The organism is Streptococcus sp. ELY_90, from assembly GCF_058314475.1.
Genome location: NZ_JBZFUJ010000018.1, coordinates 17,315 through 34,628 on the forward strand (window position 1 = coordinate 17,315; position 17,314 = coordinate 34,628).

Sequence of the window (17,314 nt, forward strand, 5' to 3'; positions counted from 1 at the left end):
TCAACACGATTAACGAGGTGAATATGACAAAATTAATTTTTATGGGGACACCCGATTTTTCAGCGACTGTTCTCAAAGGTCTGCTGGCAGACGGGCGCTATGAGATTTCAGCAGTTGTCACTCAGCCCGACCGAGCTGTCGGCCGTAAAAAAGAAATCAAGATGACGCCTGTAAAGCAAGTAGCTTTGGAGCACGGCTTGAACGTTTATCAGCCTGAAAAACTCTCAGGCTCTCAAGAGCTGACTGAGCTGATTGCCTTAGGAGCAGATGGCATTGTCACCGCAGCTTTTGGTCAGTTTTTGCCGATGAAGCTGATTGACAGTGTTGATTTTGCTGTCAATGTTCACGCGTCGCTGCTGCCCAAATACAGAGGCGGAGCTCCTATCCACTATGCTCTTATCAACGGAGACAAGGAAGCCGGTGTAACGATCATGGAAATGGTTAAAGCAATGGATGCCGGTGATATGGTGGCCTCGGCGTCAATACCGATCAGCGATGATGATAATGTCGGAAGTTTGTTTGAAAAGCTGGCTGTCTTGGGACGGGATTTGCTCTTAGAGGTGTTGCCGAACTATATAGCGGGCAAAATTGAGCCCAAAGTTCAGGATGAAAGCCAGGTCAGTTTTTCACCTAATATCACTTCTGAGGAAGAAAGAATTGATTGGAATAAATCAGCCCGTGTTATTTTCAATCAGGTGCGGGGGATGAATCCTTGGCCGGTTGCTCACACTCTTTTAAATCAGCAGCGTTTTAAAATCTATGAAGCAAAAGAAACTGACGGCAAAGGAAAACCCGGTGAAATTATTGAAAAAACCAAGAAAAGTTTGGTTGTTGCTGCAGCTCAGGGAGCTTTGTCCTTAACAACAGTGCAGCCGGCGGGCAAGCCCAAAATGAGTATTGCTGACTTTTTAAACGGCTCGGGTCAAAAACTTAAAGTAGGTGATTATTTTGGAGACTAAGCAGCTGGCACGCAGCGGTGCTCTCGCTGTTTTAACCGAAATTTTTGATAAAGGAGCATACAGCAATATTGCTCTCAGTCATTATCTGACAAAGCACCGGCTATCGCAGCAGGATAGAGCTCTGCTGACAGAGCTAGTTTACGGAACGTTAACGCGGAAAATCACTCTGGAGTGGTACTTGGCCCACTACATTGAAGACCGTGAAAAAATGGATACCTGGGTTTATTATCTGCTGATGCTCAGCCTTTACCAGATTCTTTATCTGGACAAGATTCCTGAGCATGCTATTGTCAATGATGCGGTAACGATTGCCAAAAAGCGGCACCGAGGAGCTGATAAGCTGGTTAATGCTGTTTTAAGAGAATTTTTGCGGCAGGAAAAACCGGATATAAAAGCCATTAAGCGAAAGAACAAGCGCTATTCGGTAGCTTATTCGCTGCCGGTTTGGCTGGTCAAAAAAATGATTGATGAATTTGGCGAAGACAGGGCTCTTGCTATGTTCAAAAGCCTTTTGGTCCGCAGCAAAGCCAGTATTCGTGTAATCAATCCCGCCGAAATGGAAGCAGTAAAGCAGCTGACTGGTGCAGATAAGTCTTTGCTGTCTCCGGTGGGACTGGTCAAAGCATCAGGTCATTTTACCGACAGTGCTCTTTTTAAAGAAGGGAAAATTACTGTCCAAGATGAAAGCAGCCAGCTGGTCGCACCAACTTTAGCCATTCAGGAAGACGATTGTGTTCTTGATGCCTGCAGTGCTCCCGGCGGCAAGGCCGTCCACATGGCTTCTTATTTGGGAAGCGGTCAGCTAATCGCACTGGATTTGTATGATCATAAATTAAAACTAATCCAAGACAATGCAGAGCGCCTCAAACTTTCTGACAGGATAAAAACGCAAAAATTAGATGCCAGACAAGTTCACGAGCACTTTGCTCCTGATACTTTTGATAAAATTTTAGTTGATGCTCCCTGCTCGGGTATCGGACTAATCAGGCGCAAACCTGATATCAAATACAATAAAGCTAATCAGGACTTCCTCAGCCTGCAAAAAATCCAGCTGGAAATTTTAGACAGCGTTTGCCAAACTATAAAAAAAGGTGGTATAATAACATACAGTACGTGTACTATTTTTAAAGAAGAAAATCAAATAGTACTGAAACAATTTTTGGATAAGCATCCGAATTTTGAACAGGTCAAATTATATCATGAGAAAGAGGATATTGCTGTTGACGGCTGTCTTGTGATTACGCCTGAGCAATATCTTACAGATGGCTTTTTTATCAGCCAGGTAAAGCGGATTTCATAGGATTTAGAAGAAGGAGGCTGACTTTGTCAGACAAGGAACACATGAAAATTTCCCTTTTTACAGATATTGGGCAAAAACGCTCCAATAATCAAGATTTTATCAATAAATTTGATAATCGTTCCGGGAATACCCTGATCGTATTGGCAGACGGTATGGGCGGACACCGTGCCGGAAATATTGCCAGTGAGATGACGGTTACCGATTTGGGCCGCGAATGGGTTGATACTGATTTGACCGATTTGGGTCAGATCCGTGACTGGCTGGTCAGCAATATTGAAACAGTTAACCGCCGTATTTATGAGTTAGGACAAACAGAAGATTTTCAAGGAATGGGGACGACAATCGAAGCCTTGGTTGTTGTTGATAACAATGTTCTTTTCGCCCATATCGGCGATTCACGTATCGGCTTGATTCACGATGGTGTCTACACTCAATTAACGAGTGATCATTCTTTGGTTAACGAACTGGTCAAAGCCGGTCAGCTGACTGAAGAAGAAGCAGCCAGCCATCCGCAAAAGAACATTATCACCCAGTCTATCGGTCAGGCTAATCCGGTGGAACCCGATCTTGGGATTCAAACCTTAGAAGCGGGAGATTATCTACTGGTCAACAGTGACGGTCTGACTAATATGATTTCCAACAAAGTCATTGTCAATGCCTTGAGCGATGACAGCAAAGATCTGGATGAAAAAGCCAGATATTTGATTCAATTGGCCAACGATGCAGGCGGTCTTGATAATATTACCGTTGCTTTAGTCCACGCCGAAAGAGAGGGAGATGAATGATTCAGATTGGCAAATTATTTGCTGGTCGTTATCGAATTCTCCAATCTATCGGACGAGGCGGGATGGCCGATGTTTATTTAGCTAATGATCTAATTTTGGATAATGAGGAAGTAGCCATCAAGGTGCTGCGAACCAATTATCAGACAGATCAGGTTGCTGTGACGCGTTTCCAGCGGGAAGCGCGGGCCATGGCAGAACTCAATCATCCTAATATCGTTGCTATTCGTGACATTGGAGAAGAAGACGGTCAGCAGTTCCTTGCAATGGAATATGTTGACGGTGCTGACTTGAAAAAATACATTCAAGATCACGCCCCTTTATCAAATGCTGAAGTAATCCGCATTATGAAAGAGGTTCTTTCCGCAATGACTCTTGCCCATCAAAAGGGTATTATTCATCGGGATTTGAAACCTCAAAATGTGCTTTTGACCAAGGACGGTACAGCTAAGGTAACAGACTTTGGTATTGCCGTAGCCTTTGCCGAAACCAGCCTGACACAGACAAATTCAATGCTGGGCAGTGTTCATTATCTGTCTCCTGAGCAGGCGCGCGGTTCAAAAGCTACAGTTCAAAGTGATATCTATGCTATGGGTATCATGCTCTTTGAAATGCTGACAGGGCATATCCCTTATGATGGCGACAGCGCTGTAACGATTGCTCTGCAGCATTTCCAAAAACCGCTGCCGTCGATCATTGCAGAAAATAAAAACGTTCCTCAGGCTTTGGAAAATGTTGTGATCAAGGCAACGGCCAAGCGGCTGACGAATCGCTACACGTCAACTGAGGAAATGCTGCGGGATTTAAGAACTTGCCTGCAGCCCAGCCGCAGCCGTGAAAAGAAATTGGTCTTTAATGATGCTGCGGATACAAAACCACTGCCAAAACTCGAACAGGCTGCAACAGCGGCTTCAGCTGCTCAGACTTTAAAAAATAAGGCGACCAATCCGGATAAACCGGCCAGTCAGCCTAATCCAAAACCCAAAGTTCAGGATAAGCCTAAAAAGAAGGGGCGCTTTTTATCCCGTTTCTTCAAGCTTTTCTTCGCTCTGGTTTTTATTGGAATCATCATTTTAGCTTATCTTATTTTGACGAAGCCCGGCACTGTCTCTGTACCGGATGTTTCCGGCAATAAGCTGTCGTCTGCTAAAACAACCATCAGAAATTCAGGTTTAAAGGTCGGTCAGGTTCATAAGATTGAAGATGACAGTGCAGATGACGGCGAAGTTGTCCGCACGAATCCAAGCGCAGGAACTAAAAAGCGCGAAGGTTCCAAGGTTGATATTTTTGTTGCCAGCTCCAAGGGCTTTAAAATGGAAGACTATACCGGTCAGGACTATCAGGATGTTATTGACAATCTGACCAACAATTACGGCGTTTCCAAAAGAAAGATTGTCCTGAAAGAAGTTTCATCAGATGAGTACAGCGGCGGTACGGTAATCGGCCAGTCGCCAAAAGCCGGAAAAACTTACCGTCCCGGCAGCGGTAAAAAGATTACTCTCAAAGTTGTTAAAATGACCATGCCGAATTTCAAAAATATGACCTATGATGAAGCAGTCAATACCTTAACAACCATGGGTATTTCCGCAAAGCGTATAAAGGTATACGATGCCAGTGATTACTCAACAGAAATTTCATCACCTGCTTCTTCATCTGTGGTTGTAGGGCAAAATCCTTATTACGGAGAAACTGTCAGCCTATCGTCTGATGATGATGTCATCCTCTATGTTTCGGAAACAGAAATCCCTGAACCTCAGCCGTCTTCATCTGAAGAAACCGAGGCACCGACAACGGTGGCAGAAGAGTCAACAGAAGCCACAACCAGCGAGGCAGCTTCTGAGGCTGAGTCAGAAAGCTCAGAATAATGTTTGAAATAATAAAAAAGAAGGAGAAGAAACAGCCGATTCTGGCAGGTCTTCTCCTTTTTGACTGCCGCTAAGCAGATGAAATTTATCTTGAATTTTGGTACAATGACTAAGAATTATAAGACTTGAAGGTAGCCTATGCGAAAATTCCAATTTTTTCTAGTTGTAGAGACGATCCTGATTGCTCTGGCCTTTATGACTATTTTAGCCAGTGATTTATCGAGTTTCATCTTGATTCTGGTGATTACGCTTTTAGCCCTGAGATTTTACCACTTGGGCAGTAAAAATGATTTTCTGCTGACGGCCAGCTTGCTCCTGCTTTTTCTGATTTTCATGCTCAACCCCTATACCATCGCTGCGGTGCTTGTGGGAATTCTTTATGTCATGATTAACCACTTTGCTCAGGTTAAAAAGAAAAACCGTTACGCCTTATTAAAGCTGCAGGAAGAAGGGCTCAATGTCAGCAAAAAACCGCATCAATGGATCGGTAACAATGAGTATATTGAGACTGATTCATATGCCTTTGATGATATCAATGTGATTCGCTTAAGCGGAAGTGATATCATCAATTTGAGTCAGGTGATTGTGACGGGACAGAACAATCTTGTCATGATTCGCAAGGTCTACGGGCCAACCAAGATTTTAGTTCCTGTTGATGTCGCTGTCAAATTAGATGTCAGCAGTATTTATGGGAATGTTCGCTTCTTTAATTCGCCCGAATATGATCTGCGCAATGAGACCATTAAGCTGGCAGACAGCAGGCAGGATCTGACCAAATCAGTCAAGATTATTGTGAATGTCATTGCAGGAGTAGTGGAGGTGGAACGGATATGAGAAAACGAACCATTTTCATGATTTTCCTTTATGCTGCGGTTACCGTTATTTCTATTGTTTTTGTCATCATCAACAGCCTCAACCTTGATTTAGATGATTTACTGAAAGATTGGGTTGTTATGGAGCAGTTTATCTTGTCGCTCCTTGCAGCCTTCATCTCTCTGACCTTTCTTTTGCTCTTGGTCTGGATGATTGTTGATGATAACAGCAAAAGGCATTTGAATCAAAATCTAAGGCGGATTTTGCTCAATCAAACTATTAGTCAGGAAGATGACACAGAGCTGGGGAAAAATGTCAACCGCTTATCAAATAAGATGCAGCAGCTGACCAATAATTTGCAAAAAACAGAGAATGCTTATATTACCAGCAGTCAGGAAATCGTCAAAAAGGAGAGAAAAAGGATTGCCCGTGATCTGCATGATACGGTCAGTCAGGAGCTCTTTGCCTCTTCGATGATTCTGTCGGGCGTTTCGCATAATCTGGAACAATTAGAAAAGAAGCAGCTGCAGACCCAGCTCTTAGCTGTTGAGGATATGCTGAACAATGCTCAAAATGATCTGCGGGTTCTTCTTTTGCATCTTCGCCCTACTGAGCTGGAAGGCAAGACACTTTCAGAAGGACTGGCCATGATCATCAAAGAGCTGACAGATAAAAGCAATATCGAAGTTGTGTATAAGGAAAATATTGATAAGCTCCCCAAAGCGATTGAAAGTAATTTCTTTCGCATTGCCCAAGAATTTATCAGCAATACACTGAAGCATGCCAAAGCAAGCCGGATGGAAGTCTATCTGTATCAGACGTCTTCTGAGGTTCAGCTCAAAATGATTGATAACGGTATCGGCTTTGATATGGATGCTGTCCGTGATCTGAGTTACGGTTTGAAAAATATCGAAGACCGTGTCAACGATCTCGCGGGGACCGTACATTTTTTAAGTGCTAAAGACAAAGGTGTTGTTATGGATATTCATGTACCGATAATGAAAGGAGATGTTGATGAGTAAAATAAAGGTTATTCTGGTTGATGACCATGAGATGGTAAGGCTGGGGCTGAAGAGTTTTCTTAACCTGCAGGAAGATGTTGAAGTTGTCGGAGAAGCCGGTAACGGCCGCGAAGGGATTGAACTGGCCTTGCAATTAAAGCCCGATGTAGTCGTGATGGATCTTGTCATGCCTGAAATGGACGGTGTTGAAGCCACTCTTGAGCTCCTGAAGGAATGGAAGGATGCTAAAATTTTGGTGCTGACCAGCTATTTGGATAACGAGAAAATTTATCCTGTTATTGAAGCCGGAGCCAAGGGCTACATGCTGAAAACTTCCAGCGCAGCAGAAATTCTGAATGCCATCAAAAAGGTGGCCAAAGGCGATTTGGCGATTGAAACGGAAGTTGATAAGAAGATTAAAGCCCATCATGACAATCCTGATTTGCATGAAGATCTGACTGCCCGGGAAAGAGATATTTTGGAGCTGCTTGCCAAAGGTTATGACAATCAGACAATAGCTGATGAACTTTTCATCTCTTTAAAAACTGTAAAAACGCATGTCTCTAATATTCTGTCCAAACTGCAGGTGGACGATCGGACGCAGGCAGTGGTCTATGCTTTTCAGCATCATTTGGTACCGCAGGATGACGATTAGTATGTTATAATAATAAAAGAAATGAGTTTGCAAGGGGCTGAAGGATGAATTCTGGATTAAAACACAAGGCTGAAAAAGTTAAAGCTGTCTTTTTTGATATCGATGACACGCTTCGTATCAAAGACAGCGGCTACATGCCACCATCAGTCACAACTGCTTTTGAAAGTCTGAAAAAGCAGGGGATTCTGACGGGTATTGCTTCGGGCAGAGCGCCTTATGGTGTTGTTCCTGAAATTCGTGCTTTGGAGCCCGACTTTTTTGTTACCATTAATGGTTCTTACGTGATTGACCATGAGAACAATGAAATTTTCAACGATCCTATTGACAAGGCTATTATCGAAAAATATATTGCCTGGTGTCAGGAAGTTGGTATTGACTACGGTTTTGCCGGTAAGGATAAGGCTGTTGTCTCAAGGCGTACGGATTTAGTTGACAGAGCGCTTGTGCCGGTTTACGGTCTGTGCGATGTTGATCCGGATTTTTATCAAAAACACAATGTTTATCATATGTGGACCTTTGAAGATGTCGGTGACAGCTTGCAGCTGCCGGCCGAGCTGGCTAAGGATATCCGTTTTGTCAGGTGGCATCCCAACTCGTCTGATGTCATCAAAAACGGTGTCTCTAAAGCATCAGGTCTGGCTCATGTCTTAAAAAGAGCCCATCTAAAGCCTGAGAATGTCCTTTTCTTTGGTGACGGTCTGAATGATCTTGAAATGTTTGATTACGTCGGTGTCACAGTTGCTATGGGCAATGGTCATGGTGATTTGAAAGAAAAGGCTGATTTTATTACAAAAAATGTAGAAGAAGACGGCATTTTATATGCCTTGGAGGAATTAGGTTTGACAGAAAAAAAAGTACAGTTTCCGCAGTTGAATTTGGACAGTATCAATGTTCCTGCAGCAGTTATTAAGACTAACCACGGCGATTTAACAGTAAAATTATTTCCGGAACAAGCACCCAAAACGGTCGCTAATTTTATTGGATTGGCTAAGAACGGTTATTATGATGGTGTTATCTTCCACCGAATCATCAAAGATTTTATGATTCAAGGGGGCGATCCGACCGGTACCGGTATGGGCGGAGAGTCTATTTACGGTCAGCGTTTTGAAGATGAGTTTTCAGAAGCACTCTACAACCTTCGCGGTGCCCTGTCAATGGCAAATGCAGGTCCCAATACCAACGGCAGTCAGTTTTTCATTGTTCAGAACCAAAATTTCCCTTACAGTGCTGAAGAACTGGAGCGCGGCGGCTGGCCGCAGGAAATTGCGGCTGCTTATGCGGATAATGGCGGCACCCCGCACCTTGACCGCCGCCACACTGTCTTTGGACAGCTGGCTGATCAGGCTTCCTTTGATGTCTTAGATGAGATTGCCAATCTTTCGACAGATGCTTCAGACCGTCCGGTAACAGAGGTTGTCATTGAAACCGTTGAGGTGACTGACGATGAAGATCGGTGATAAGATAAAGGGAGAAATTACCGGTATCAAACCCTATGGTGCCTTTGTTCAGCTGGCGAACGGATCAATAGGTCTCATTCATATTTCGGAAATTAAAACGGGCTATATTGATAATATTTATCGAACCTTATCTGTAGGTGAGGAAGTCCTTGTTCAGGTTGTCGACTATGATGAATACAGCCAAAAAGCCAGTCTGTCTTTGCGAACCTTAGAAGAAGAAAAGCACCATTATCAGCATCGGCATCGTTTTTCCAACAGTCGTTTAAACATTGGTTTTAAGCCTTTGGCTGATAATTTGCCTGTCTGGATTGAGGAAAATCTTGATTACTTGCAGGATCGGCATAAGGAAGCTCAGGAATAGAGTAACAGTAACCGGCTTCACAAGCACTTTTATTAAATGGTATTTTAAAAAGAGCAGAAAAATTCACACTGAGCGTGAATTCTCTGCTCTTTTTCGTTTGCTATAAAAGACGGCACTAGGTGTTAAGCCCACTGCCGTAAAATGATTCTCAGTCAAATTCATACAGGGCTGTTGAAAGATAGCGTTCTCCGTTATCCGGTGCAATAGCCAAAACTTTTTTGCCTTTTCCGAGCTTTTTAGCCACTTCAATCGCAGCCCAAACGGCAGCTGAGGCAGAAATACCCAGAAGGAAACCTTCTTTACCGCCGAAATTGCGGCCGGTTGCCAAAGCATCATCAGATTTAACACGGATAACTTCATCATACGAATGCGTATCAAGTGCTACCGGAATAAACCCGGTTGAGATGCCTTGAATCTTATGAGGACCTGGTTTATCGCCGGAAAGAACAGCTGATTCATCAGCCTCAAGGCCATAGATCTTAATATCGGGGTTATCCTTTTTGAGGACACGTGAAACACCGGTGATTGTGCCGCCGGTACCGATTCCGGCTACAAAAGCATCAAGCCCGTGTGAACCGAAGGCATCCAAGATTTCTGGACCTGTTGTCAGTTCATGCGTCTTTGGATTAGCAGGGTTGTCAAATTGGAGAGGAACCCAGCCGCCTACTTCCTTAGCAATTTCATGAGCTTTTTCAATCGCTCCCTTGGTTCCGGCACTGCCTGGTGTTAGAACAAGTTCGGCTCCGTAGGCTTGGATAATTTTACGGCGCTCAACGCTCATTGTTTCAGGCATCGTAATGATAACCTTATAACCTTTTGCTGCACCGACCCAAGAAAGCCCGATACCTGTATTGCCGCTGGTTGGTTCAACAATAGTGTCTCCGGGTTTTATAATACCGCGTTCCTCAGCATCTTCAATCATGTTTAAGGCAATGCGGTCCTTGACTGATGATCCGGGGTTGAAAGCTTCAAGTTTGAGATAGACATCAGCAGCATCGGCAGGCACAACCTTGTTTAGTTTCACAATCGGTGTGTTCCCGATTAATTCGGTGATATTATCGTAAATTTTTGTCGTCATACTATACCTCGCAAAATTGATTTGCTTCCAGTATAGGCTGAAAAAGAGGCTTTGTAAAATATAAATTATTTATCACGGTGATAAATAAATCATATCACCTTACAGGAATTTCAACGATTTGGCTGCCGGCAATACGGCTGCTGACTTTTCCCTGATAAAAATCACTCAAGCTGCTTTGGATGCTGTCAATATCTTCTTCATCAACATAGATCGTCGTAGTGACATTGACAGCAAAATCGGTATCGTGTTCCTGCAGGTCATGTGCATTTAAGAAATTGGCAAAATTTTGATACTGGGGATAGCTTAATTCCAGCTTAAGCCCAGTCTGTTCCTTAACGTCGACCATTCCCAGTGTCTTGATTGTACTTGCCACACTTCCTGAGTAAGCACGGATAAGACCGCCGGCTCCTAATTTAATACCGCCGAAATAGCGGGTAACAACGACTGCAAGATTGGTCAGGTGGTTTTTTTCAAGGACACTGAGCATCGGAACTCCTGCGGTGCCGCTGGGTTCCCCGTCATCGCTGGAGCGCTTAATATCACCGTTTTCCCCGATAATCATTGCAGAGCAGGAATGGGTGGCTTTATAATGCTCTTTTTTGATTTGAGCAATAAAATCGCGTCCTTGGGCTTCTGAGTGAATCCTTTTGGCCTGACAGATAAAGCGGGATTTTTTAAGAATCTCTTCTGTGCTGCCGTCTTTGGCAATTGTACGATAGTTCATAGACAAAGTGTACCCGTTTTTTTGAAAAGGTGCAAGTCGGTTTTTATAACTTTTTACGAATAGTAAAATTGATGGAACTACTGAAAAATTATTATGGCCGTTTATGGCCCGAAAATCAGCTGGATGACAGCCTAAAAAAGCACGCCCGAACCTTACCGGCTATGACAGAGCAGTTTCCTTATTTTATTTGCAACCGCTGCGGCAGTAAAAACAGCGCAGACACCAGTTTGCCTGACGGCTCTGTTTATTGCAGGAGCTGCCTTGTGTTCGGGCGGATCAGCAGCCGGGAAAAACTCTTTTACTTTGAGCAACAGGCATTTCCTGAAACTCAGGCCTTGAGCTGGCAGGGGGAGCTGACTCCTTTTCAGAAGGCTGTTTCAGACAGCTTGAGAGAGGCTGTTCAAAATAAAGAAAGTATACTTGTCCATGCTGTAACCGGAGCGGGAAAGACAGAGATGATTTATGGCACGCTGGATGATACCCTCAGGCAGGGCAAAGCAGCGGCGCTGGTCAGCCCTCGGATTGATGTCTGTCTGGAGCTGTACAAACGTTTAAGCCGTGATTTTACCTGCTCTATCAGTCTACTGCACGGAGAATCGGAAAGCTATGAACGCAGTCCGCTAGTTATTGCGACGACACACCAGCTTTTAAGGTTTTATCAAGCTTTTGATCTTTTAATTGTAGATGAGGTTGATGCCTTTCCTTTTGTTGATAACAAAATGCTGCACTATGCTTTAAATAACTGTCTTAAATCTGATGGTGTCAGGGTATATTTAACGGCCACTTCAACAGAGCAGCTGGATAGGCAGATTAAGCAAGGAAAGCTGAAAAAACTGCATTTAGCCAGACGTTTTCACGCCAAACCTTTGGTTGTGCCTCAAACTGTTTGGCTGAATTTTTCTCTTGAAAAAGCAGATAAGCAAAGACTTCCTGCCCGTTTTTTAAGGTATGTGCGAAAGCAGCGGCAAAGCCGCTTTCCCTTGCTGATTTTCTTTCCTCATATTGAACTAGGGTCGTTTTTTACGGAATCTCTGCAAAAGTATTTTCCGGAAGAATCCATTGAGTTTGTTTCCAGTTTAAGTGCGGACCGGCTGGAAAAGATCGAGCAGTTCAGAAGCGGCCAAATTCACATTCTGGTGTCAACGACGATTTTAGAAAGAGGGGTCACCTTTCCTGATGTTGATGTTTTTGTAATGGCGGCCAACCACCGTCTGTTTACCAAGACAGCTTTGATACAAATTGCCGGCCGTGTCGGACGTTCATCGTCTCGTCCGACAGGAACTTTGATTTTCTTTCATAACGGTCTCAATAAAGCGATTAAAAGGGCTGTCTTCGAGATAAAAGAAATGAATCGAAGAGGAGGTTTTACATGAACTGTCTGATATGCCGGTCACCGTTTGAAAAGGGCTTGGGTTTTTCTTCCATCTTTTTCCTGAGTGCTGCAGAGGATGCGGTTTGCAGCAGTTGTTTTTCCAAATTTCAGCGCATTTCGGACAGTCATTGTCCTGCTTGCTGTAAAGATGGTATCAGTACTTATTGCCAGGACTGCCTTTATTGGCAAAGCAAAGGACAAGCGGTCAATCATAAGGCAGTCTTTTGCTATAATCAAGCCATGAAAGATTATTTTAGCGCTTATAAGTTTCAAGGAGATTATCTTTTGAGGAAGGTTTTTGCAAGTACTGTCAGAAAAGCATTAAAAAACTGCCGCGGCTATACGCTGGTTCCCATTCCGCTCAGCCCTTCAAGTTTAAAGGCCCGCAGATTTAATCAGGTACAGGCTTTTTTGGATGAAGCAAAACTGCCTTACAGCCAATTATTGGAAAAGAATGACAGCATTAAGCAATCGAGCAAAACACGGCAGGACAGGCTGTCCAGTCAGCAGTTTTTTTATTTAAGAAAAACTAAAGAAATACCTGCTAAGGTTATATTGGTCGACGATATTTACACGACAGGCGCTACGATTCAGTTAGCCAGGCAGCTGTTGCTTGAAAACGGTGTGAAAACAATAAAGTCCTTTTCTTTGGCAAGATGATAAAAAGGCTTGCAAATTTTCATGAAAGCGATATAATAATAGTGAAGAAAGCGCTTATCTAAAGCGCAAGAAAAGAGGTAGCTTATGATTAAATATAGTATTCGTGGTGAGAACATTGAAGTAACAGATGCGATCCGTAACTATGTTGAGTCTAAACTCAAAAAAATCGAAAAGTATTTTAATGCTGATCAAGAATTAGATGCGCGTGTCAATCTGAAAGTATACCGTGAAAAAACAGCTAAGGTTGAGGTTACGATTCCCCTCGATTCAGTTACTCTCCGTGCCGAAGATATTTCTCAAGACATGTACGGTTCAACTGATTTAGTTGTGGATAAGATTGAACGTCAAATTCGCAAAAATAAGACAAAAATTGCAAAGAAACATCGTGAAAAGAAACCGGCATCTCATGTTTTTACAACTGAGTTTGAAGCAGAAGAAATCGAAGAAACACCGGCAGTAAAAGTTGTAAGAACCAAAAATATTACCTTGAAACCAATGGATATTGAAGAAGCCCGCCTGCAAATGGATCTTTTGGGGCATGACTTCTTTATTTATACAGATGCTAATGACAATACAACGAATGTACTTTATCGCCGTGAAGACGGAAATTTAGGTGTCATTGAGGCCAAATAAAATATATGACAGTCATGAAGACCGGAACACAAAGTTTCGGTCTTTTAATTTGGACTGATTAACGCAGAAAATTGAGCTGTCCTTAGATGGCGGACAGCCGTTTTCAGTTAAGATTAAGCAGCGCTTTTTTAATGGCCTTGATAATTGTTTGTCTTCCCCGAAATGATAGAATCTGTCTTAAACCTTGCGGCTATCACCTTGTCAGTTTAAAATTGTCATGCTATAATTTATTTTGTTATGTAATATTTTTGTAAGGAGATTGACATGAACAAAGAGGATTGGCTGGATTATTTTGAGGCAGTTAATGGCCGTGAACCATCATCCAGAGAGATTGCAGAAGCTCTGGCGGCTGGAGAATTTCAGAATGATGCAGCAGCTGATGCCAAACCAAAAGAAAAAAACGAAATGGTTCAAAAACCTGCGAAACCGGCCGCAAAAGCAGCTGAGAGGGAATCAAATCAAAATCCGCAGTACGAGCAGGAATTTGCCGCAAATAAGGCTGATAATCAGGCGGTATCACACCAGCAGGTTGAACAATTAAAGGAAAAAGGGAAGAGTTATTTTGCATGGTTCTTGGAAGGCTTGAAAAGGCCGACAGCGCAGTCTTCAAACAGTCAGTTTACTTACGGACTGGTAACATTGGCTCTTGCAGCGCTCTTTTTAGCTGCCGGTTTAGTCAATTATGTTAATAGAATTTTTACTTCAATTATCAATATAACCATCAGCGGTGAAAGCCTTAAAATGAATGAACCGGAAGCTTTTTCTGTCGTTGAAGATGCTGTCCGAACTAATTTTGGTTTTAGCAAAATAATAGCTGTTGCAGTTATTATTTTCATTGCTTATGCTGTTGTAGCTGCCCTGCCGGCTTTGATTCATAAATTTGCTGCTAAATCCCAAGAAAAAACAGCTTTCTTACTGGGGAAATACGCTGCTTATACCCCGCTTTTAGCAGCTGTTAATCTGCTTATCTTTTTGCTGAGCTTTCTGACATCAAATAAATTAGTTGTCTCAAGCAGATATTCTTACCAAATCGTGTCATCTTTCACTTCTATGGACAATCCTTTTGAGGGGCTGTCCTCAGTTTCACATCTGATTAAAGAAGTACCGGCCATTCGCTCTATTCAGACAGTATTTATCTATTTAGCACTTTTAAGTGTTGTCAGTTTGGCTGTCTTAATAGTAGCCTTTTTGGCAAATATCAAAGTTTCGCTGGGAAATCTCAATAATTTTTATGTGCGCCTGATTGCATTTCTTGTTTTTATTCTCATCATTTTCTTCATGAATAAAACAATTGCAGCAAACCTTTTAGGCGGACTGGATAGCATAAAAGATTCATTGACTAAATTATATGAAATATAGGATGGGACTATGGCAAGCAAAGAAAAATGGGCAGAATTATTTGAAAAAGTTATTGGCCGCCAACCAACGCCGCAGGAATTTTTAGAGGGTAAAAAGACTGATTTTGACTTAAAAGCAATTAAAAAAATAGCAGCTGCCGCTGCAGATACAAAAGAGTCTTTACCGATAGATGCCAACACTCTTTCAGCAGAGAATTCACATGCAGCCGATGAAATTCCTGTGAACCCTGAAGCTGAAATAACCGAGCAAACTCAAAGGTCAAAGTTACCTGCTTCCGGGACTGAAAAACTTCCCAAGCAATTGTGGGCGGAAACTTTTAAACAGCAGACTGGCCGCCAACCGACGCCGGATGAATTTCTTTTGGCACGAAGTCAGGGATTTGATTTAACTAAGATTAGCCAATCGGCAGAAAATAAATCTGTCAGCGAACTGGCAAAACCAGCTGAAAAGTCTTGGTCAAAAGGGAAGAAAGCTTTATTAGCACTGGTGCTCATTCTTTTACTTATGCTGGGAGCGGGTTATATTTACGGCAATCAGTATTTTTCCCGCGAAGCGGTCGCGGAAAGGTATTTGAAAGCCGCTAACCATAATGTTACTGAAGCCTTGGCATTTGAAGTGTGGAGCGATACTGAAAAACCAATTAAAAAATCAGAATTAACCTATAGAAATGCAGACGAAAACAAAACACTGCAGATGGATGACCTGATGTCTGACTATCGGCAGATGAAAAATATAGGCAGAAAGTTTTTGATTTTTCCTGACTGGCGTGTTGCTGTCAAACCCGTTTCAGCTACAGTATCAGTCAATACAAAAGGTTTGGAGTTGTTTGTTAATGACAAGAGAATTGCTAAAACAGACAGCGATTCTTACACTAAGACATTGTCACGGCTTTATCCGGGGACTTATAATTTTATTGCTAAAGGCGCAGTATCCGGTCAGAAACTTGAGGTTTCATCTGAAGAAACTATTACTAATAATATAAAAGTTAATTTAAATGTTAAATACCTCAGCTTTCAGGTTAACAGCAATCTTACCGATGGAGATCTGTACGTAGGCAGCCGTAAAATCGGTAAGCTGCATGACGGCAAGTACAAAGTTTCCCAATTAGCTGTCACAGATGCATCTAAAATCTATGTTCAGAAATCATTTCCCGGGAAATCATCCTTAAAATCGGGAACTCAAGCAATAGAAGACATCTATGATGGCGATACGGTCACTCTGGATGCCAAAGGTGTTCTTGACCGTGATACCGCAGATTCCCTTATCACAGAAGCTTACCGCAAAATGAGTTCATATGCGTCTTCACAAACAACACCAGATGATTTGGATGATGTTTTTACCGGAGGAAACAATAATAAATTTTACCAAGATGTCAAAAATACGGTAGATACTAATACCACAGGTGCTAAAAATAGAAGTGCCGATTCCATCACATTTAGCGACATTGATGTCAGCAAGGTAAGTCAAACCGGACCAACAACTTTTTCCGTTGAATTTACGGTTGTCTATGATTTTTATTACGGCTATGATTCAGAGCATGAGTCATCAGGAGATATCATTCAAAAATTATCATGGTCAGCTCTGGTTGAATACACTGGCGATGATAAAGAGACTGACAGTTATTCTTACAATACATATGATGATTACCGGATCACTTCGGGTAATGGCAAGTCAAGTGTTTTAAATACTAAAAATACAGTTGACTAAAAAAATAGAGACGGCTTGCTTTCCTGATGAAAAGTTTCAGATTGATATAAGTGATGCAAGGAGATTGGGGCTTTCGTCCCAATCTCTTATCCTATCCAGTCTCAAATGGTCTCTCAGATGGGAAATATGCTCAATTTTGCTGATTTTAATTTCTAATCAACTAAGCAAAAAAGCTAGAGTAACAGAAAATTCTTTTTGACCTCCAGCTTCCTTCATGAGCAACCAACCCCTGCAGTCATGCAGTCTCAGAGGGCTGTTGGATCGAGGTTTAGGAGAAGAAAAGTATTTAGTTGAAAAAAAGTAAGGAAAAGGAGTTGACAAAGGGGGGAAGAGCTGATAGAATATAGTAGTTGCCTCGCAAGAGGTGAAGCCCTTTGAAAACTGAACAAGACGAACCAAGTGCGGGTTAAGGAATTAACCTGTCAAGAACAATAAGTCAGCGATGACAAAAACGAGTTAAGAACTCAAACTTAAGAAGCAATGAGAGTTTGATCCTGGCTCAGGACGAACGCTGGCGGCGTGCCTAATACATGCAAGTGGAACGCACGATTGATACCGGAGCTTGCTCCACCATTAATCGTGAGTCGC

The 17,314-nt window shown here is 42.5% G+C and carries 16 protein-coding genes and 1 rRNA gene; 15 read left to right on the forward strand and 2 right to left on the reverse strand.

The annotated features are described in order from the left end of the window. Nucleotides 1-23 precede the first annotated feature (23 nt). The 9 genes from fmt to AC4HAF_RS09475 all read left to right on the forward strand — a co-directional run bounded on the left by fmt (nucleotide 24) and on the right by AC4HAF_RS09475 (nucleotide 9,193). Nucleotides 24-959: a methionyl-tRNA formyltransferase gene (fmt, locus tag AC4HAF_RS09435; protein ID WP_491097557.1), complete on the forward strand. Its 936-nt coding sequence runs from the start codon at nucleotides 24-26 to the stop codon at nucleotides 957-959. Further along, nucleotides 940-2,259 carry a 16S rRNA (cytosine(967)-C(5))-methyltransferase RsmB gene (rsmB, locus tag AC4HAF_RS09440; RefSeq protein WP_491097558.1) on the forward strand — a complete coding sequence of 440 codons (1,320 nt, stop codon included), beginning with the start codon at nucleotides 940-942 and terminating at the stop codon, nucleotides 2,257-2,259. The genes fmt and rsmB overlap by 20 nt, the downstream gene beginning before the upstream one ends. A gap of 41 nt (nucleotides 2,260-2,300) precedes the next feature. Continuing rightward, a complete protein-coding gene (locus tag AC4HAF_RS09445) occupies nucleotides 2,301-3,044 on the forward strand; it encodes a Stp1/IreP family PP2C-type Ser/Thr phosphatase (RefSeq protein WP_491097567.1) in 744 nt (247 codons plus the stop codon). Beyond that, nucleotides 3,041-4,906, forward strand: coding sequence for a Stk1 family PASTA domain-containing Ser/Thr kinase (gene pknB, locus AC4HAF_RS09450; RefSeq protein ID WP_491097559.1), 1,866 nt, complete (start codon nucleotides 3,041-3,043; stop codon nucleotides 4,904-4,906). The genes AC4HAF_RS09445 and pknB overlap by 4 nt, the downstream gene beginning before the upstream one ends. A 138-nt stretch (nucleotides 4,907-5,044) precedes the next feature. Continuing rightward, nucleotides 5,045-5,740: a cell wall-active antibiotics response protein LiaF gene (gene liaF / locus AC4HAF_RS09455; RefSeq protein ID WP_491092341.1), complete on the forward strand. Its 696-nt coding sequence runs from the start codon at nucleotides 5,045-5,047 to the stop codon at nucleotides 5,738-5,740. Further along, nucleotides 5,737-6,741: an envelope stress sensor histidine kinase LiaS gene (gene liaS / locus AC4HAF_RS09460; RefSeq protein ID WP_491097560.1), complete on the forward strand. Its 1,005-nt coding sequence runs from the start codon at nucleotides 5,737-5,739 to the stop codon at nucleotides 6,739-6,741. Before liaF ends, liaS begins: the two co-directional genes overlap by 4 nt. Then, on the forward strand, nucleotides 6,734-7,375 hold the full coding sequence (locus tag AC4HAF_RS09465; RefSeq protein ID WP_491092343.1) for a response regulator transcription factor: 642 nt from the start codon (nucleotides 6,734-6,736) through the stop codon (nucleotides 7,373-7,375). Before liaS ends, AC4HAF_RS09465 begins: the two co-directional genes overlap by 8 nt. A 44-nt stretch (nucleotides 7,376-7,419) precedes the next feature. Beyond that, nucleotides 7,420-8,832 (forward strand): bifunctional Cof-type HAD-IIB family hydrolase/peptidylprolyl isomerase, encoded by a 1,413-nt coding sequence (locus tag AC4HAF_RS09470; protein WP_491097561.1) that lies wholly within the window; start codon nucleotides 7,420-7,422, stop codon nucleotides 8,830-8,832. Then, entirely contained in the window at nucleotides 8,819-9,193 is a 375-nt protein-coding gene (locus tag AC4HAF_RS09475) for a S1 RNA-binding domain-containing protein (protein WP_491092345.1), read from the forward strand. Before AC4HAF_RS09470 ends, AC4HAF_RS09475 begins: the two co-directional genes overlap by 14 nt. 148 nt (nucleotides 9,194-9,341) lie before the next feature. On the opposite strand, the gene cysK is transcribed toward AC4HAF_RS09475, so the two are convergent. Further along, a complete protein-coding gene (gene cysK / locus AC4HAF_RS09480; RefSeq protein WP_491092346.1) occupies nucleotides 9,342-10,271 on the reverse strand; it encodes a cysteine synthase A in 930 nt (309 codons plus the stop codon). Nucleotides 10,272-10,365: 94 nt separating this feature from the next. Continuing rightward, nucleotides 10,366-10,995 (reverse strand): YigZ family protein, encoded by a 630-nt coding sequence (locus AC4HAF_RS09485; protein WP_491092347.1) that lies wholly within the window; start codon nucleotides 10,993-10,995, stop codon nucleotides 10,366-10,368. Between the two features lie 71 nt (nucleotides 10,996-11,066). Here AC4HAF_RS09485 and AC4HAF_RS09490 point away from each other — a divergent pair, with 71 nt between their 5' ends. The 6 genes from AC4HAF_RS09490 to AC4HAF_RS09515 form a co-directional block, all read left to right on the forward strand. After that, a complete protein-coding gene (locus tag AC4HAF_RS09490) occupies nucleotides 11,067-12,368 on the forward strand; it encodes an ATP-dependent helicase ComFA (RefSeq protein WP_491097562.1) in 1,302 nt (433 codons plus the stop codon). Continuing rightward, nucleotides 12,365-13,027, forward strand: coding sequence for a ComF family protein (locus AC4HAF_RS09495; protein WP_491097563.1), 663 nt, complete (start codon nucleotides 12,365-12,367; stop codon nucleotides 13,025-13,027). Before AC4HAF_RS09490 ends, AC4HAF_RS09495 begins: the two co-directional genes overlap by 4 nt. 84 nt (nucleotides 13,028-13,111) lie before the next feature. Continuing rightward, the gene (gene hpf, locus AC4HAF_RS09500) at nucleotides 13,112-13,660 is read left to right on the forward strand and encodes a ribosome hibernation-promoting factor, HPF/YfiA family (protein WP_075345601.1); all 549 of its coding nucleotides are present in this window, start codon (nucleotides 13,112-13,114) and stop codon (nucleotides 13,658-13,660) included. Between the two features lie 264 nt (nucleotides 13,661-13,924). Continuing rightward, the gene (locus AC4HAF_RS09505) at nucleotides 13,925-15,019 is read left to right on the forward strand and encodes a hypothetical protein (RefSeq protein ID WP_491097564.1); all 1,095 of its coding nucleotides are present in this window, start codon (nucleotides 13,925-13,927) and stop codon (nucleotides 15,017-15,019) included. A gap of 9 nt (nucleotides 15,020-15,028) precedes the next feature. Beyond that, nucleotides 15,029-16,726: a zinc ribbon domain-containing protein gene (locus AC4HAF_RS09510; protein WP_491097565.1), complete on the forward strand. Its 1,698-nt coding sequence runs from the start codon at nucleotides 15,029-15,031 to the stop codon at nucleotides 16,724-16,726. Between the two features lie 476 nt (nucleotides 16,727-17,202). Then, a 16S ribosomal RNA gene (locus tag AC4HAF_RS09515) occupies nucleotides 17,203-17,314 on the forward strand; the annotation flags it as partial.

Coding starts and splice junctions, on each gene's coding strand:
- cysK (WP_491092346.1), bottom strand. CDS start 10,271: ATGACGACAAAAATTTACGATAATATCACCGAATTAATCGGGAACACA.
- liaS (WP_491097560.1), top strand. CDS start 5,737: ATGAGAAAACGAACCATTTTCATGATTTTCCTTTATGCTGCGGTTACC.
- AC4HAF_RS09445 (WP_491097567.1), top strand. CDS start 2,301: ATGAAAATTTCCCTTTTTACAGATATTGGGCAAAAACGCTCCAATAAT.
- pknB (WP_491097559.1), top strand. CDS start 3,041: ATGATTCAGATTGGCAAATTATTTGCTGGTCGTTATCGAATTCTCCAA.
- AC4HAF_RS09470 (WP_491097561.1), top strand. CDS start 7,420: ATGAATTCTGGATTAAAACACAAGGCTGAAAAAGTTAAAGCTGTCTTT.
- AC4HAF_RS09495 (WP_491097563.1), top strand. CDS start 12,365: ATGAACTGTCTGATATGCCGGTCACCGTTTGAAAAGGGCTTGGGTTTT.
- AC4HAF_RS09510 (WP_491097565.1), top strand. CDS start 15,029: ATGGCAAGCAAAGAAAAATGGGCAGAATTATTTGAAAAAGTTATTGGC.
- AC4HAF_RS09475 (WP_491092345.1), top strand. CDS start 8,819: ATGAAGATCGGTGATAAGATAAAGGGAGAAATTACCGGTATCAAACCC.
- AC4HAF_RS09485 (WP_491092347.1), bottom strand. CDS start 10,995: ATGAACTATCGTACAATTGCCAAAGACGGCAGCACAGAAGAGATTCTT.
- AC4HAF_RS09505 (WP_491097564.1), top strand. CDS start 13,925: ATGAACAAAGAGGATTGGCTGGATTATTTTGAGGCAGTTAATGGCCGT.
- liaF (WP_491092341.1), top strand. CDS start 5,045: ATGCGAAAATTCCAATTTTTTCTAGTTGTAGAGACGATCCTGATTGCT.
- fmt (WP_491097557.1), top strand. CDS start 24: ATGACAAAATTAATTTTTATGGGGACACCCGATTTTTCAGCGACTGTT.
- hpf (WP_075345601.1), top strand. CDS start 13,112: ATGATTAAATATAGTATTCGTGGTGAGAACATTGAAGTAACAGATGCG.
- AC4HAF_RS09490 (WP_491097562.1), top strand. CDS start 11,067: ATGGAACTACTGAAAAATTATTATGGCCGTTTATGGCCCGAAAATCAG.
- AC4HAF_RS09465 (WP_491092343.1), top strand. CDS start 6,734: ATGAGTAAAATAAAGGTTATTCTGGTTGATGACCATGAGATGGTAAGG.